The organism is Aquabacterium sp. (assembly GCF_030652515.1).
Lineage (GTDB): Bacteria > Pseudomonadota > Gammaproteobacteria > Burkholderiales > Burkholderiaceae_C > Aquabacterium.
Genome location: NZ_JAUSAR010000169.1, coordinates 22,992 through 38,617 on the forward strand (window position 1 = coordinate 22,992; position 15,626 = coordinate 38,617).

Consider the following 15,626-nt stretch of genomic DNA (forward strand, 5'->3'; position numbering starts at 1 on the left):
ATGAACAGTCACACTCAACCGTTGTTCATTGAGCGCAGACTTTCAGGTTTTCTGCGCCAGATGACCTTTCAACGCCAGCTCAGCATCGCCGTCATCATCGGCGTGATCTGCATGGCCTTGTTCTCGTCCATGGCCAGCTCGTGGCAAGGCAGCCGCCAGATCCGCGACACGCTGATGCGGCAAAGCATGAGCATCGCCACCAGCCTGGCCACGCAAAGCACGCTGGCCCTGCTGTACGCCTCGGCCGACAACGCCCATGACGCGGTCAATGCCACGCTGGCCTACCCCGATGTGCTGCGCGTGGAAATCCGCACCAGCGATGGCGGCGTGCTGCTGTCCAAGGGCAAGGCGGGCACCGAATCCCCCACCAAGGCCCTGCCCACGCCCCCCCCGCGCGAGGCCTACCTGGAAGCCGAGACCGAGGACACCTGGCAGTTCATCGCCCCGGTGTGGACCAAGCCTGCGGCCTCTCCCTTCGACGTCGAGCCTCCGGCCACCGAGTTCCTGGGGCAGGTGCGCCTGGTGCACAGCAAGGCCACGCTGACGCGCATGATGGCCAACATCTTCTTCGTGAACCTGGCCAGCTCCTTCTTCTTCGCGGCCCTGTTCCTGATTGCCATCCGCTTCCTGGCCACGCGCATCACCCGGCCCTTGAACAGCCTGTCCAAGGCCATGGCGCGCACCGAACGTGGCGAAGCCGATGTGCGCGCCGAGGTGGACGGCCCGCAAGATATCCAGGCCATGGCCCAGGCTTTCAACCGCATGAGCTCGGTGCTGCAAGAGCGCGGCGAAGAAGTGCAACGCCACCGCGAGCACCTGGAAGACCTGGTGCGCGACCGCACCGCCGAGTTGCGCATGGCCAAGGAGCGCGCCGAGATCGCCAACGACGCCAAGAGCGCCTTCCTGGCCCGCATGAGCCACGAGTTGCGCACGCCGCTCAACGCCATCATGGGCTACGCGCAGATCCTGAAGATGGACAAGACGCTCACCGACCGCCAGGTCATGGGCTTGAACACCATCCACAACAGTGGCGAGCACCTGCTGCTGCTGATCATCGACATCCTGGACCTGTCGCGCATCGAGGCGGGCAAGACCGAGCTGTACCCCACCACCGTGCATCCCCAATCCTTCCTCAGCGGGCTGGTCGACATCATCCGCATCAAGGCCGAGGAAAAGTCATTGCGCTTCGATTTCGAATGCGCCCCCGACCTGCCCGATGCCGTGGAGGTCGATGAGAAGCGCTTGCGACAAGTCCTGCTCAACCTCCTGAGCAACGCCGTCAAGTTCACCGAATCGGGCCAGGTTCGGCTGGGCGTCACCGTGGTCAACCGCGATGCCCGAGCGCAACAGATCGACCTGCGCTTCGAAGTTCAAGACACGGGCACCGGCATCCGGGGCAGTGAACTGCAGCGCATTTTTGAGCCATTCGAGCAAGCCGGTGACTCCCGCAGCCGATCCGGTGGCACAGGCCTGGGCCTGGCCATCAGCCGCCAACTGGTGCGCCTGATGGGCGGCGAGGTGCATGTCGACAGCCAGGATGGCATCGGCAGCCTGTTCTGGTTCGAGCTGAAACTGCCCTGGGTCGATCCGGCGTCCAGCGCTGCATCCGCGGCCCCGACCCTGCCAGCCGTCACCGGCTACCTGGGCCCTCGGCGCAAGCTGCTCATCGCCGACGACGTGCCCGCCAACCGCACCATGCTCATCGACCTGCTCAGGCCCCTGGGTTTTGAAACCCTGGAGGCCAACAATGGCCAGGCCGCCCTGGAACAGGTGCAAGCCGCTGCACCCGATCTGATCCTGATGGACGTGTCCATGCCGGTGATGGATGGGCTGGAGGCGATTCGGCAATTGCGCCAGTCCGCAGCCACCCGCTCATTGCCCATCATTGCGCTGTCGGCCAATGCCTCCAACGCGGACCGCACTGAGGCCCTTCAAGCAGGTGCCAATGGCTTCATGACCAAGCCCTTTGAGCGGGCCATTTTGCTGGCCCAGCTGAGCGTGCACCTGAGCCTGAGCTGGACGACCGACGCGCCCCTCGCCGATCAGAACTGACAGCTGGCCTGCACGTAGACCGAACGCCCAGGCAACGGGAAGTCATGCGGCAAGGAGATGAAGGGTTGCCCCACGTCGTAAGGCGTGGGTTCGCGTGCATCGACATCGAACAGATTGCGCACCGACATGGCCACATCCCAGCCCTTGCCTGAGCGGTCCGTGCGCAGCGTCAGGTCCAACGTGGCATACCCTTTCAGGTCGGCCCGTGGATCGCCGGGATCACGCGGCCGATCGCTCACCCAATTGACCTGCGGGTCCACCGACCAGCCCGGCGTGAAGCGCCAGTTGGTCCGCAGGTACACGTGGTGGCGCGGCGCGTTCGCCGCCGCCTGCCCCGTGGCCTCGTCCACCGAGCGCTGGTAGCTGTAGTTGCCCGTCAGTCGCACATCTTTCATCGCGTCCCAGGTGGCCTCGAACTCCAGGCCATTGCCCTGTTGCTGGCCATTGTTCTGGTAAACCAAACTGATCAGGCGGATGATGTCTTTCATTTCGTAATGGAAGAGGTTCATGCCCAGTTGTAACTTGGGCAGCGGCTGCCATGACACAGCCGCCTCCAGGGTTTGAATCTTTTCAGGCCGCAGGTTCGGGTTGCCCGTGATCACCGGGTTGTTGATGGCGTACAGCTCCGACATCGAGGGCGCCCGAAACGCCGAGCCGTACAGCAGCTTGGTGGTGACGTTGTAGGCAGCCTCCCAGACCAGCGCCAGGCGCGGATTGGTGGTGCTGCCAAAATCCGAGTAATGGTCGTGGCGCAAACCGGCCGTCAGCGTCCAGTCCTTGGCCAGGCTCCACTCATCCTGCGCATACAGGTAACGCTTGGTGCGCCCCTGTGGCCGCATGAAGGGCTCCGTGTCCGACACATCGATGATGTCCGCCCTCGATCCGGTGCCGATGCGCGAGAAATCGGCATGAAAATTCTTCGTCTCGCGCGTTTTGTAGACCTCTTCCCGCTCGGCTCCCAGCCCCACCCGAATGCGGTGCATCTTGAACCCCGCGTAAGTGGCCGAGCCGCCCACGCGCCCATGCCGCTCCCATTTGGCCGGGTTGCCGATGACGCCATCGGCGAAAACGCCCAGGCCGAAGAAATCGGTGCCTGCCGGGTACAAGGTCAGGTCCGTCAGCTCCGTGTAATGCATGAGGCTGACCTGCAAGCGCGCGGCCCAGTCTTCGGCAAAGTTGCGGTTCTCATAGGTGAGGTCGGAGGTGATGGTCTGGCTGTAGATTTGCCCCTCCGGGTCCAGGGCCGACGCCACCCCCGTGCCCGTGCCCACGTCATCGCGCTCTTTGTAGGCCAACCGAAAACGCCACTGGTCCAGACTCAAGTCCAACGCACCATCGACCGAATCACGGCCATTGTTGATGGGCCCTGGCGCGCGCGAGGCCTGGGTGCCCAAAAGGTTGTCCAAGCCGGTTTGCGCATCCGCCTGAACCGTGCGCCGCTGACCATCCGTGTGGCCCACCCGCAAGTAGCCCGACACATCCACAGCGCCCCACTTGCCGCCATGCAGCATCCAGGCGTCGCCCGTCTTGAACGAGCCGCCTCGCAAGCCCACCTCGGTGCCTTGAATGTCGTCCGACGTTTTGGTGATGACGTTGACCACCCCCGAGAAAGCGTCCGCGCCGTACAAAGCCGAGCCAGGGCCTCGGATCACCTCGACCCGGGCGATGTTCTCGACCGGCATGCCGCCCCAACCACCGCCCCGGCTGCCGGTGTACACCTTGGTCACGGGGATGCCGTTGATCAGCATCAGCACCTGCGGGTTGAAGCCCAGGTTGATGCCCCGGATCACGTAGACCGGCGCAAAGCCCTGCGTCTCACGCGCCACGTGCAAGCCCGGCACGGTTTCCAGCACCTCGTCCAGGTCGGTGGCACCAATCGAAGCGATGTCTTGTGCAGTGATCACGGTGGCCACCGCTGGTGCACGGCTGACCGGCACGCGCGACCCCGTGGCAATGCTGACAAACGACTTGTCGCCATAGGCCAGGGCCAGCTCATCTTCTTCGCTCACCGCCTGGGCGAGGGCCTGGCCGCCCAGCCCGATGACCGCGGAAACAGCCGCCACCCAGCGCACGGCCAGTGCCGCCCATGACGGGCTGAAGCGAACATCCGCGAAGTGCCTGTCCAGGGTCATGCTGTGCTGGCTGTCAACCATGGGGAAAATGGAACGATGCAATATATACCAGCGGCAGAACCGCCCTCGATGATCCATTGCCGTCGCCTAAAATGACCCCGCGCTTACCCAGGCTTGCCATGTTGGCGCAGCCATGACACGAGAAAACGCGATGACCCGGGGACCTGAAGACGACGACGACCGCACCATCATCTCCACCTCTTTTGGTGACAGTGATCTGCCCCAGTTCGTCTCCAGCTCATCGTTGTTCAACCACACCTTGCCCGATGGCACGCGCCTGGGCGAGTTCGAGATCAAGGGCCTGATCGGCGAGGGCGGCTTTGGCATCGTCTACCTGGCTTACGACGAATCCCTGCAACGGCAGGTGGCGCTCAAGGAGTACATGCCCTCCTCGCTGGCCGCGCGCTCCAACACCACCGCCACGGTCTCCGTCAAATCCGAGCGCCACCTCGAGACCTTCCAGGCCGGCCTGAAAAGCTTCGTCAACGAGGCCCGCCTGCTGGCCCAGTTCGACCACCCCTCCCTGGTCAAGGTCTACCGCTTCTGGGAAGGCCATGGCACCGCCTACATGGTGATGCCCTACTACGAAGGCCCCACGCTCAAGCGCGCCCTGGCCGAGTTGGGCCGCCCGCCCACCGAGGCCGAGTTGAAAGCCTGGTTGCGCCCCTTGCTGGACGCCCTGGAAGTGATGCACGCCGCGCACTGCTTTCACCGCGACATCGCGCCCGACAACATCCTGCTGACCGCCACCGGGCCACTGCTGCTGGACTTTGGCGCGGCCCGCCGGGTGATCGGCGACATGACGCATGCCCTGACCGTGGTGCTCAAACCGGGCTATGCGCCCATCGAGCAATACGGTGAAGAGTCATCCTCGATGCCCCAGGGTGCCTGGACTGACCTGTACGCGCTGGCCTGCGTGGTGTACTACGCAGTCACCGGCAAGGCACCCATGTCTTCGGTCGATCGCCTGATGGCCGACAAGTTGAAGCCCTTGCGAGAAGTGGCGGCAGGCCGGTACAGCGAGCACTTCTTGAACGCGATGGACGCCTGCCTGGCGGTCAGGCCCCATGAGCGGCCCCAGAGCGTGACGCAACTGCGCGCGTTGATCGACATCGCACCCACGCCTGCCGCGCCAGCAGCCGCATCCACGGTGTTGCAGGACCCACTGCCCACCGTGGCGCCAGCCCCGCCAGTCGCACCGCCACCGGCCGAGGCCCGGGCGGCGATCCCGAAGCCCCAGACGCTCGCGGCCGAAGTGCCTTCTGCCAGAAGCGGGACCAAGGCCCCCATGAGGCTGTTGGCCGTTGGCCTGCTTCTGATCGCTTTGGTCGGACTGGCCTGGTGGATTACCACAGCACGCTCTCCCACGAATCAAGCGGTGCCCGCCAGCATCACGCCCCAGGCCGCCGAGCCTGCGCCCGCAACGCCCCCCCCGGCGGCAATCACCCCCTCGGCGCCCGTCATCACGCTGCCGTCAGCCCCTGAGCCCGAGCCAGTGGCCAGCGGCGCTCCGCCCACGGGCCCCGCTCCCGAAGCACCGACACCCATGCCAAGCCGCATCACCGAGCCCGTTCCCGCCAAGGTGAAAGCCCCGAAAGAGCCGACAGCATCCCCCCAAAAGATGCAGCCTCAGCACCGCCCGGATCCAGCGGTGCACGCACGCTGCGGTGATATTCTTCAAAAAGCCTCCCTGGAAACCCTGAGCCCGGAGGAAACCGCTTTTCTGAAGAAGGAGTGCCGATGAAGTCCGCCGCCAACGTTCTGCCCAGAGGCTTGCGCGCCTGCCTGGCCACCCTGGTCACCCTGTGGCTGGCCGCGTGCGCGGCGCCTCAAGCCACGTCCGTCAGCAACGAGTTGCCCTTCGAGCAGGCCGTGGCCAAGGCCACTGACGGCCTGGTCTCGCAAACCCAAACCCTGCCCGCCTTCCTGGCCAAGGTCGAGTCCAAGCTGGCCAAGCGTGGCGTGGTGGTCGATCCCTTCCTGGACAGCAGCACCGGCCAGCAAACTGGCGCCACCAAGCTGTTTGAAAAGCGCGTCAGCGATCGGCTGGCATCCACTCACGACGTGTTCGACCTGCTGCCCTTCCAGTCGGCCAACCTCAGCAAGGCCCAGTACCTGCTGACCGGCACCATGACCCGGGCCCAAGGCGAGCACGCCCGCCATGTCTTCAAGCTGAACCTGGCCCTGACCGAATTGCGCAGCGGCAAGGTGGTGGCCCAGGCCTCCGCCCAGGCGCAAGGCGCCGGGCTGGACAACAACCCCCTGCCCTACTACCGGGACAGCCCCGTGCTGGTGAAAGACCAGGTGCTGGAAGGCTACATCCGCTCCACCGCGACCGCGCCAGGCCAAAAAGCCGATGCCTTCTACCTGGACCGCATCGCCGCCGCCACCTTGATCAACGAGGCCACCAACCTGTACAACTCCGAGCGCTACCAGGAGGCCCTGGGCCAGTACCGCAGCGCCCTGGCCACCCCAGCCGGTGAGCAACTGCGCGTGCTCAACGGCATCTACCTGGCCAACGTCAAACTGGGGCGCACCGCGGAAGCCGAGACCGCCTTTGGCAAGGTCGTGGCCATGGGCATCGCTTACAACGAACTCGGCGTGAAGTTCCTGTTCAACCCCGGCAGCACCGAGTTCTGGTCCGACGCCCGCATCAGCGGGGCCTATGGCATGTGGTTGCGTCAGATCGCCCGCGAAAGCACGGCCGCCAAGGTCTGCATGAACATCATCGGCCACACCAGCCGCACCGGCTCGGAGCAGTCCAACGACTCGCTGTCGCTGCAGCGCGCCGCCTACGTCAAGCAACGCCTGACCGCCGAAGCCGCCAACCTGGGGCCGCGTACCAAGGCCACGGGCATGGGCTTTCGCCAGAACATCGTGGGCAGCGGCTCCGACAACGCCGTCGATGCCCTGGACCGGCGTGTCGAATTCAAGATCGTGGGCTGCAACTGAGCCCACGTGATCCAGTGATCACTTCACCGGCTTGGTGACCGGTGGCGCGCTCAAGGTCTTGGTGTTGATCGGCTTGAGGTCGCCGCAATTGGCGCCCAGCCAGGTCGAGGTGTTCGTCATGTTCATGGTCTTGGACTCGCCCTTCATGGTCATGATCGTGGCCACCTTCATGGTGTAGCTCTCAGGGCTGTTGAACACAGCCTCGCCATCGGTCTCCGATTGGGGATCGATGCAGCTGGAGTGCCAGGTCCAACGGTTGCCACTGCGCGACTTGATCTCGGTCTTGCAGTTCTTGTCGCCGTTTTTCTGGGCCAGCCACTGGTTCTGGTCCAGCGACTCCTTGCTCAGGCAGATCTTGATGTCACCTGCGGCGCCACTCATGTCCACGCCCTTCTGCTTCATCATGGCTTCCATCTGCTTGCGCACTTCGGGCGGCAGGTTGCTCATCTGGGCGCCCATGGGCGGGGCTTTCACGCCATCCACGGCGCGCTCGCTGCGAACCTGCCAAAGGCCAGGTTTGATGGGGGGAGCATCAGCGGCGTGAGACGCCAGGCTGAAGGTTGAAGCACACAGCAAGGCCAGGCTGCAGCGGGTGATGGGGTGCATGTTTTCCTCCAAGGGGGTGTTGCCAGGATCGAATTCCTCGACCCCTTGCATGATGGCATGGCTGGCGCACACACCCGCCCCCTCGCGCGGCCTCAGCCTGCCAACAAAGCCCGCGTGATGTCTGCGGCAGAGGCCTCCCGGCACGCGCTCGCATTCTGGCCCGACCACAAGGGCGAGAAGTCGCCGCTGCCCAGGCTTTCGGCCTTGGCCCGCAGTGGTGCGATGGCCGCCGTGGCCAAGGGGAACTCGGGCGCCTCGGAGCTCAAGGGCCCCAAAGCCACCATCAGGCGATTGACGATGCCCCGCGCGGGTCGGCCCGTGAACACATTGGTCAGCGCGGTGTGGCGAGCCGCCTCACTTTGCAGGGCTGATCGGTGAACCTGAGACGTGGTGGCCTCGTGGGCCAACAGATAAGCCGTGCCCACCTGCACACCCGCCGCGCCCAGGGCCATGGCTGCCGCCACACCCTGGGCATCGGCGATGCCGCCAGCGGCCACCACGGGCACCTTGACCGCCCGGACCATTTGCGGCAACAGCGCGAACGTGCCCATCTGCAGCGTCAGGTCGTGCGACAGGAAATGGCCTCGGTGGCCGCCAGCCTCCAGCCCTTGGGCAATGACGACGTCGGCACCATGCCCCTCCAGCCAAAGGGCCTCTTCCACCGTGGTGGCTGAAGACAGCACGGTGGCCCCCCAGCTTTTGACCCGCGCCAGCAAGCCCGCCGAAGGCAAACCAAAATGGAAGCTGAGCACGGGTGGTTTGAACTCTTCCAGGACGTCGGCGGCTTCGGCGCTGAAGGGCGCACGGCCAGGACCGGTGCCGACGGCACTCGGATCCACTGCCAGTTCCTGGTAATGGGGGGCCAAGGCCTGCTGCCAGAGGGCAGCTCGCCGCGCATCAGGCGCGGGCGCCTCATGGCAAAAGAAATTGACGTTGTACGGCCGATCAGTGCCCGCCTTGATCCGCGCCAACTCGGTGCGCAGATCATCCAAGCTCAGCATCGCGGCAGGCAAAGACCCCAATCCGCCCGCGTTGGAGACGGCAATGGCCAGCAAGCTGCCCTGCACACCAGCCATGGGCGCCTGTATCAGGGGCAACTCAATGCCCAGGCGACTGGACAAATTCAAATCAGTGAGAACCGACAGGCTGTTGCCACTGGGCGATGGCGAACTTCAAGGCATCGTCACGAGACACGAACAGCTTGGCGAACATGCACTTGGCCGGACGGTCGCCACGGGCTTGTCCTTCGCTGATGGCCAGACCGGCCTTCCATTGGCCGTCGCCCAAAGACTCGGCAATGGGAATGGCGAGGTACTCGCCCACTGAGAAAGCGGGTGCTGTGTGCATGCTCGGCTCCTTAAACGTGCGAATGGCTGGAGGGCGCGCTGAAACGCGATTGCCCAGCCAAAGCCAATTCAGTTTCCACAATTTCATCAGCGATGCGGTCGATCTTGCTGCTGTCCCATACGTTGGCCGCATAAGCTTCTTCAAGATCGTCCCGCAGTTGCTGATACTTGCTGTTCAGGTCTGCGTATCCCATCGGAAAACTCCCGTGTTGAGTTCTGCTGTGGTCATGCTCTCAAAATACCAAGGGTTTCTGTGTAGGACAACACCCCAAATGAGGGTCGGACCGGGGCAAATCGGCTGGTGTTTTACTTGCCGGCAATGCTGATCAGCTCGACCTCGAACTGCAAAGTGGCATTGGGCGGGATCACGCCGCCTGCACCACGCTCCCCGTAGGCGATGGCCGAGGGGCAGGTCAGCTTGGCCTTGCCGCCCACCTTCAGGCGCTGCACGCCTTCGGTCCAGCAAGGGATGACGCGGTTGAGGGGGAATTCGGTGGGCTCGTTGCGCTTGTAGGAGCTGTCGAACTCCTTGCCATCGGGGAAGGTGCCACGGTAGTGCACCTTCACGGTGTCGGTCGCGGCGGGGCTGGCGCCGGTGCCGTCTTTCAACGAGAGGTAAACCAGGCCACTGGGGGTGACGACGGCACCTTTTTCCTTGGCGGCCTTGGCCAGGGCCGCATCGGGCGCCGCAATGGCAGACGAGGCGGTGGACAGGGTCAGCACGGCGGCCGTCAGCAGGGAGGATGTCAGGGCAGCAATTCGCACAGCGGGTCTCCAAGGGTGATTGAGTGAGCGGGCATCATCGCTCATCCTGGTGTAGTGTTCCGTGCCTTGACAAATGGTTTCACATCCCGAGGAGATGCACGTGTTCAACGCCCTGGTGCTCGACAAGAACCCCGACTTCAACGCCGCCGTGAAAGCGGTCGATGATGACTTTTTGCCCACGGTGGCCGAAGGCCTTGGGGTCACGGTGGCGATTGACTACTCAACGCTGAACTACAAGGATGCGCTGGCCATCACCAACACCTCGCCCGTGGTGCGCAGTTGGCCCATGGTGGCGGGGGTGGATGGCGCGGGCACGGTCATCGCCAGCGAACACCCCCATTGGCAGGCGGGCGACCGGGTCGTGCTCAACGGCTTTGGCGTGGGCGAGACGCACAAGGGGTGCCTGGCCGAAAAGGCCCACCTGAACGGAGACTGGCTGGTGAAACTGCCCGAGGCCTTCAGCTCCCGGCAGGCCATGGCCATCGGCACCGCGGGCTACACCGCCATGCTGTGCGTGATGGCCCTGGAGCGGCATGGCGCCTTGCATGGTGGCGGCGAAGTGCTGGTCACCGGCGCCACCGGTGGCGTGGGCTCGATCGCGGTGGCTTTGCTGGCCAGGCTGGGTCATGTGGTGGTGGCCGCCACGGGCAAGGCCAGTGAAGCCGACTACCTGCTCAACCTGGGGGCGAACCGCGTGATTGACCGCGCGGAGCTGTCGGCGCCCGGCAAGCCTTTGCAGAAGGAGCGCTGGGTGGCCGTGGTGGACGCCGTGGGCAGCCACACCCTGGTCAACGCCTGTGCCCAGACCAGCTACGGCGGCGCGGTGGCGGCCTGCGGACTGGCGCAGGGCTTCGACCTGCCAGGCACGGTCATGCCCTTCATCTTGCGGGGCGTGGCGCTGCTGGGGGTGGACAGCGTGATGGCCTCGCTGGCGTTGCGCGAGCAAGCCTGGCAAAGGCTGGCGCAGGATCTGGACCTCGGATTGCTGGAGCAGATCACCACCGAGGTCTCCTTGGCCGAGTCCATCGAGGCCGCCGGGCGTCTGCGGGCCGGGCGGGTGCGTGGCCGACTGTTGGTGCGCACCAAGCCTTGAGCCTCACCTCTGTCAGTAAATGCCCGTCAGCAGGTAGACCCCGATCACCACGAAGACCGCCAGGGTCTTGAGGCAAGTCACCACCACGAAGATGTCCCAATAAGACTCGCGGTGCGTCAGGCCCGTGACCGCCAGCAAAGTGATGACCGCACCGTTGTGCGGCAAGGTGTCCATGCCGCCAGCGGCCATGGAGGCCACCCGGTGCAGCACCTCCATGGGGATCCCGGCGGCCTGTGCGTTCAGGATGAAGGTGTCGGCCATGGCCGCCAGGGCGATGCTCATGCCGCCGGACGCCGAGCCGGTGATCCCCGCCAGCGTCGTCACGACGATGGCCTCATTGAGCAAGGGGTTGGGAATGCCGCTCAAAGCGACCGTGACTGCGACAAAACCAGGCAGTGCCGCGATGACCGCGCCAAATCCATACTCCGACGCGGTGTTCATGGCTGCCAGCAAGGCGCCCGAGACCGCCTCCTTGCTGCCCTCGGCAAAGCGGCTGACCACCGGCTTGAACGCGAACAGCAGGACCGTGGCGATGCCCGCCAGCAAGGCGGCCTCGACGGCCCAGATGGCCACGACCGATGAGACATCGCCCGTCACAGGGGTCTTCAAGCCCGGCAGGTCCACAACGTAGCGGGCGCCATAAACCTGGGGTATCCAGGTGGTGAACACTTTGTTGAGCACGGCCACCAGCACCAGCGGGAGCATGGCGATCCAGGGGTTGGGCAGGGCACCCAATGGCGTCTTCAGAGGCTCGTTCAGCGTGTGAAGGCCATAGCCCTCGCCCAGCTTCAAGGCCGCGCGTCGCCGCGACTCCAGGTACATCATGCCGGTCACCAGAACAAAGACCGAGCCCATGAGGCCCATCCAGGGTGCTGCCCAGGTGCTGGTGTTGAAGAACGTGGTGGGAATGATGTTCTGAATCTGCGGGGTGCCGGGCAAGGAATCCATCGTGAAGCTGAATGCGCCCAGCCCGATGGTGCCGGGAATGAGCCGCTTGGGGATCTCCAGTTGCCGGAACAACTCGGCCGCGAAGGGGTAGACCGCGAACACCACCACGAACAGCGAAACACCGCCGTAGGTGAGGATGGCACACACCAGCACGATGGCCAGCATGGCCTGGCTGCGCCCCACCAGCGCGATGACAGACGACACGATGGCCGATGAAAAGCCCGACAGCTCGATGACCTTGCCGAACACCGCGCCCAGCATGAAGACTGGAAAGTACAGCCGGATGAACTGCACCATCTTGTCCATGAACAGGCCGATGTAGACCGGCGCCACCAGCGCGGGCTCGGTCAGCAGCACCGCCAGCAAGGCGGCCACGGGGGCGAAGAGGATGACGCTGTGGCCTTTGTAGGCCACGAAGATCAACAGCCCCAGCGCCAGAAGGATGATCAGAAAGTCCATGCCGCGCCCTTTCGTCTGTCAGGAATGGCAACAGTAGACCATCGGCGGATGACCTTTCGCCCGCCAGGCCCTGAATGATCGTTGGCCACACGGGGTCGGCCTGGCTGCTAGGCTTGAAAGAGATTCACATCCATCGGACGCATGCCCATGATTTTGAAGCAGCCCCTCAGCAGCACGCCCACACCACCTTCGGACAACGCCCTGCCCTACGAAGTCGTCGCACTGGTGTTGCAGGGTGGAGGGGCGCTGGGCTCGTACCAGGCTGGCGTGGTCGAGGGCTTGCACGAGGCGGGCATCCATCCCAACTGGGTGGCGGGCATCTCGATCGGGGCATTGAACGCCGCCATCATCGCGGGCAACCCGCCCGAGTTGCGCATCCCGCGATTGAGAGAGTTCTGGGACACCATCTGCCAACCGGCCTACTTCCAGCCCACTGCCGATGCCCTGCAAACCTGGGTGGAGCAACTGGGTGGCAACGCGCGCAAGGCCTTCAACGGCTTCTCGGCCTGGCGGGCCATGATCGAGGGGCAAAAGGATTTCTTCGTGCCGCGCGTGCCGCCCACCTGGCAGTCCATGAACACCACGCCCGATCTGGCCAGCTTCTACGACACCTCGCGCTTGAAGTCGACCCTGGAGCGTCTGGTGGATTTCGACCGCCTCAACGCGGGCGAGATCCGCGTGTCGGTGGGCGCGGTCAATGCACGCACCGGCAATTTCGAGTTCTTCGAGAACACCTGTGGGCCGACCCAGGGCCGGATGCGGCCGGAGCATTTCATGGCGTCAGGTGCGTTGCCGCCCAGCTTTCCGGCGGTCGAGATCGAAGGTGAGTTCTACTGGGATGGCGGGCTGGTGTCCAACACGCCGTTGGCGCACATCCTGTCGGCCACGCCGCGTCGCAATACCATCGCCTTCCAGGTGGACCTGTGGAGTTCGGTCGGCGTCTTGCCCACCAACATCTTCGATGTGCAGGAGCGCATCAAGGACATCCAATATTCAAGCCGCACGCGGGCCATCACCGACATGATGGAGCGTGAGCAGAAGTACCGGCGCTTGCTGCGCGACCTGCTCAAGCACGTGCCACCCGAAGCCATCAAGGCCGATGCCCAGCATTGCCAGACGGCGCAGGAGTTGGCCTGCAGCCGCCAGACCAATGTGATCCACCTGATCTACCGCGACAAGGAGTGGGATGGCCTGTCGAAGGACTACGAGTTTGGGCCGATCACCATGCGGGACCACTGGACGACCGGGCTGGACGACATCCGCCACACCCTGACGCACAAGGAGTGGCTTGAACTCCCGCCTGAAGGCAAGGAGTTCATCACGCACGACCTCAGGCGTTCAGAACGGCCTGCAGCGGCTGGCCGCTGACGGTTTCCTGATCCAGCAGCAAAGCGGTCAAGGCCTCCAGGCGAGCGCGGTGCGTGGTGAGCACAGTCTGGCATTCGGCCTGGGCCTGCTCCAGCAGCAGGCGGGCCTCGTCCAGCAGGTTCTTCTGGATGTCAGGGCCGATGAGCTCCTTGGGCACCCCCGCCATGCTGAGCAGGCCAAAGGTTTTGCCAAAACCAAAGCTGCCGATCATCGAGGTGGCCAACTCGGACGCGCGCTTGAGATCATCCGCCGCGCCCGACGAGGTGTTGCCGAACATCATCATTTCGGCTTCGCGGCCAGCCAGCAGCATGGCCAGGCGCGACTTGAGTTCACGCTCGCCATACAAGGGCTCCTCGGTGTGGCGGGCCACGTAGGTCACGCCCAGGGCGCCACCACGGGGTTCAATGCTGACGCGCTCCACACTGCCCGCATCCAGCACGTGGGCGACCAGGCCGTGGCCACCCTCGTGCACGGCCAGTCGGCGCAAGGTCTCGGCGCACAGGGTGCCCTTGGCGGACGACACTTCGCCGCCCAGCTGGAAGGTTTCGATGGAGCGGTACAGCAGTTCGGCCGTGACCTCGGGCGCACCACCTTCGGCCGCGTAGGAGGCCGCACGGTTGACGCAGTTGGCGATGTCGGCGGGCGACATGCCGGTGGCGGTTCGGGCCAGCGAGGTCAGGTCGATTTTTTCAGCGGCCTTGACCTTGTCCAGGTAGAGCGCAAACAGCGCCTCACGCTCCGTGGTGGTGGGCAATTCAGTGCGCACGATCATGTCGAAGCGGCCGGGTCGGCGCATGGCCTTGTCGATGTTATCGACGTGGTTGGTGGCACCCACCACGACCACGTTCTCCAACGGAGAAAAGCCATCGAGTTCAACCAGGATGCGGTTGATGATGCGGTTCTGCTCCTGGTCCCCGGCACCACCATCACCACCGCGCGATCGCTTGCCCACGCCGTCCAGTTCGTCGATGAAGATGATGCAAGGTGCGTTCTTGCGGGCACGTTCGAACAACTCCTTGACCTTGCCGATGCCGGCGCCATAGAACATGGCGCTGAAGTGCGATCCGTCCACGCTGATGAAGTTGGCGCCGCATTCCTTGGCCAGGGCCCGGGCCAGCAGGGTCTTGCCGGTGCCCGGAGGGCCGTCGATCAGCACACCACGTGGTGCATGCGCGCCCACGCGAACGTATTCGGCCGGATCGGTCATGAAAGCAACCACGCGGCGCAGGGCCTTCTTGGCCTCGTCTGCGCCGATCACATCCTTGAACTCGGTGTCGGGCCGCTCGGCCAGCTTGGTGCCGCCAAAGGGCAAGGCGCCCCCGCGCATCTGGTAGAACATCAGGCCAGCGATCAGGAAGACGGGCAGCAGGGCCAGGCACAGGCGGCCCAGGCCTTCCAGGGTTTCGTTGAACTTCTGGCTGGGTGTGCGAGGATCGATGTCGGTGCGGGTCAGCACAAAACCTTTTTGCAGGCTCAATTCGCCCAGGCGGCCCAGCAGGTTGGTGCTGCAACCGGGGCCGCAATCGACCAGACGGGTGCTGTGGTGCTTGCCAGCCTTGTCGGTGTAGAGCACGAGCGAACCGCTGGTGGCCACCGAGGTGACTTGTCCACTGGACACGGCTTTTTCAAAGGCCGATGCTTCTGTGGGGTTGTTCAACCAGGCATCCGGTTTCTTCTCGAAAGCCAGGGCCGTCACATCCTTGCGGGCATCGGCCTCGCGCACCGCGGTGTCTTGCAGCACCGAGATGCCGGTCCAGGCCAGCGCCACCAGCAACACCAGCCCCACACCCGCGAGTTTGCGGCGTTGAGACGGCGATAAAACGATCTTGAACTTGGGCATGGCAGGACTTGCAAAGACGGACAAAAAAAGGGGGCAACGCTCAGTGTCGGCCAAGCGCCTGAAGG

Annotated in this window: 13 protein-coding genes; 5 read left to right on the forward strand and 8 right to left on the reverse strand. The window is 64.4% G+C overall.

What is annotated here, in order from left to right:
* Complete coding sequence (locus Q7V20_RS19110; RefSeq protein WP_304794933.1) at window positions 1-2,052, forward strand: ATP-binding protein; 2,052 nt, start codon at window positions 1-3, stop codon at window positions 2,050-2,052.
* Here the strand turns inward: Q7V20_RS19110 and Q7V20_RS19115 are convergent.
* The gene (locus tag Q7V20_RS19115) at window positions 2,043-4,205 is read right to left on the reverse strand and encodes a TonB-dependent siderophore receptor (protein ID WP_304794935.1); all 2,163 of its coding nucleotides are present in this window, start codon (window positions 4,203-4,205) and stop codon (window positions 2,043-2,045) included. The two genes, Q7V20_RS19110 and Q7V20_RS19115, sit on opposite strands and share 10 nt — an antisense overlap.
* A gap of 112 nt (window positions 4,206-4,317) precedes the next feature.
* On the opposite strand from Q7V20_RS19115, the gene Q7V20_RS19120 reads away from it, so the two are divergent.
* Both Q7V20_RS19120 and Q7V20_RS19125 read left to right on the forward strand, forming a co-directional pair.
* A complete protein-coding gene (locus Q7V20_RS19120) occupies window positions 4,318-5,928 on the forward strand; it encodes a serine/threonine protein kinase (RefSeq protein ID WP_304794937.1) in 1,611 nt (536 codons plus the stop codon).
* Window positions 5,925-7,136, forward strand: a complete 1,212-nt coding sequence (locus Q7V20_RS19125) for an OmpA family protein (protein WP_304794939.1) — start codon at window positions 5,925-5,927, stop codon at window positions 7,134-7,136. The genes Q7V20_RS19120 and Q7V20_RS19125 overlap by 4 nt, the downstream gene beginning before the upstream one ends.
* Window positions 7,137-7,154: 18 nt before the next feature.
* Here Q7V20_RS19125 and Q7V20_RS19130 read toward each other — a convergent pair whose 3' ends face one another.
* The 5 genes from Q7V20_RS19130 to Q7V20_RS19150 form a co-directional block, all read right to left on the reverse strand.
* Complete coding sequence (locus tag Q7V20_RS19130) at window positions 7,155-7,742, reverse strand: DUF3617 domain-containing protein (protein ID WP_304794940.1); 588 nt, start codon at window positions 7,740-7,742, stop codon at window positions 7,155-7,157.
* Window positions 7,743-7,834: 92 nt separating this feature from the next.
* A complete protein-coding gene (locus Q7V20_RS19135) occupies window positions 7,835-8,869 on the reverse strand; it encodes a nitronate monooxygenase family protein (RefSeq protein WP_304794942.1) in 1,035 nt (344 codons plus the stop codon).
* A gap of 1 nt (window position 8,870) precedes the next feature.
* Window positions 8,871-9,089: a hypothetical protein gene (locus Q7V20_RS19140; protein WP_304794944.1), complete on the reverse strand. Its 219-nt coding sequence runs from the start codon at window positions 9,087-9,089 to the stop codon at window positions 8,871-8,873.
* Between the two features lie 10 nt (window positions 9,090-9,099).
* Window positions 9,100-9,282, reverse strand: coding sequence for a hypothetical protein (locus Q7V20_RS19145; protein WP_230178604.1), 183 nt, complete (start codon window positions 9,280-9,282; stop codon window positions 9,100-9,102).
* A gap of 112 nt (window positions 9,283-9,394) precedes the next feature.
* On the reverse strand, window positions 9,395-9,823 hold the full coding sequence (locus Q7V20_RS19150; RefSeq protein ID WP_370652505.1) for an FKBP-type peptidyl-prolyl cis-trans isomerase: 429 nt from the start codon (window positions 9,821-9,823) through the stop codon (window positions 9,395-9,397).
* Window positions 9,824-9,953: 130 nt separating this feature from the next.
* Between Q7V20_RS19150 and Q7V20_RS19155 the strand changes: the two genes are divergently transcribed.
* Window positions 9,954-10,946 carry an MDR family oxidoreductase gene (locus Q7V20_RS19155; RefSeq protein WP_304794947.1) on the forward strand — a complete coding sequence of 331 codons (993 nt, stop codon included), beginning with the start codon at window positions 9,954-9,956 and terminating at the stop codon, window positions 10,944-10,946.
* 12 nt (window positions 10,947-10,958) lie between these two features.
* Here the strand turns inward: Q7V20_RS19155 and Q7V20_RS19160 are convergent, their stop codons facing one another.
* A complete protein-coding gene (locus Q7V20_RS19160) occupies window positions 10,959-12,353 on the reverse strand; it encodes a GntP family permease (RefSeq protein ID WP_304794949.1) in 1,395 nt (464 codons plus the stop codon).
* Between the two features lie 147 nt (window positions 12,354-12,500).
* On the opposite strand from Q7V20_RS19160, the gene Q7V20_RS19165 reads away from it, so the two are divergent.
* Entirely contained in the window at window positions 12,501-13,721 is a 1,221-nt protein-coding gene (locus Q7V20_RS19165) for a patatin-like phospholipase family protein (RefSeq protein WP_304794950.1), read from the forward strand.
* Here Q7V20_RS19165 and Q7V20_RS19170 read toward each other — a convergent pair.
* Window positions 13,684-15,561, reverse strand: a complete 1,878-nt coding sequence (locus tag Q7V20_RS19170) for an AAA family ATPase (protein ID WP_304794952.1) — start codon at window positions 15,559-15,561, stop codon at window positions 13,684-13,686. The two genes, Q7V20_RS19165 and Q7V20_RS19170, sit on opposite strands and share 38 nt — an antisense overlap.
* Window positions 15,562-15,626 lie beyond the last annotated feature (65 nt).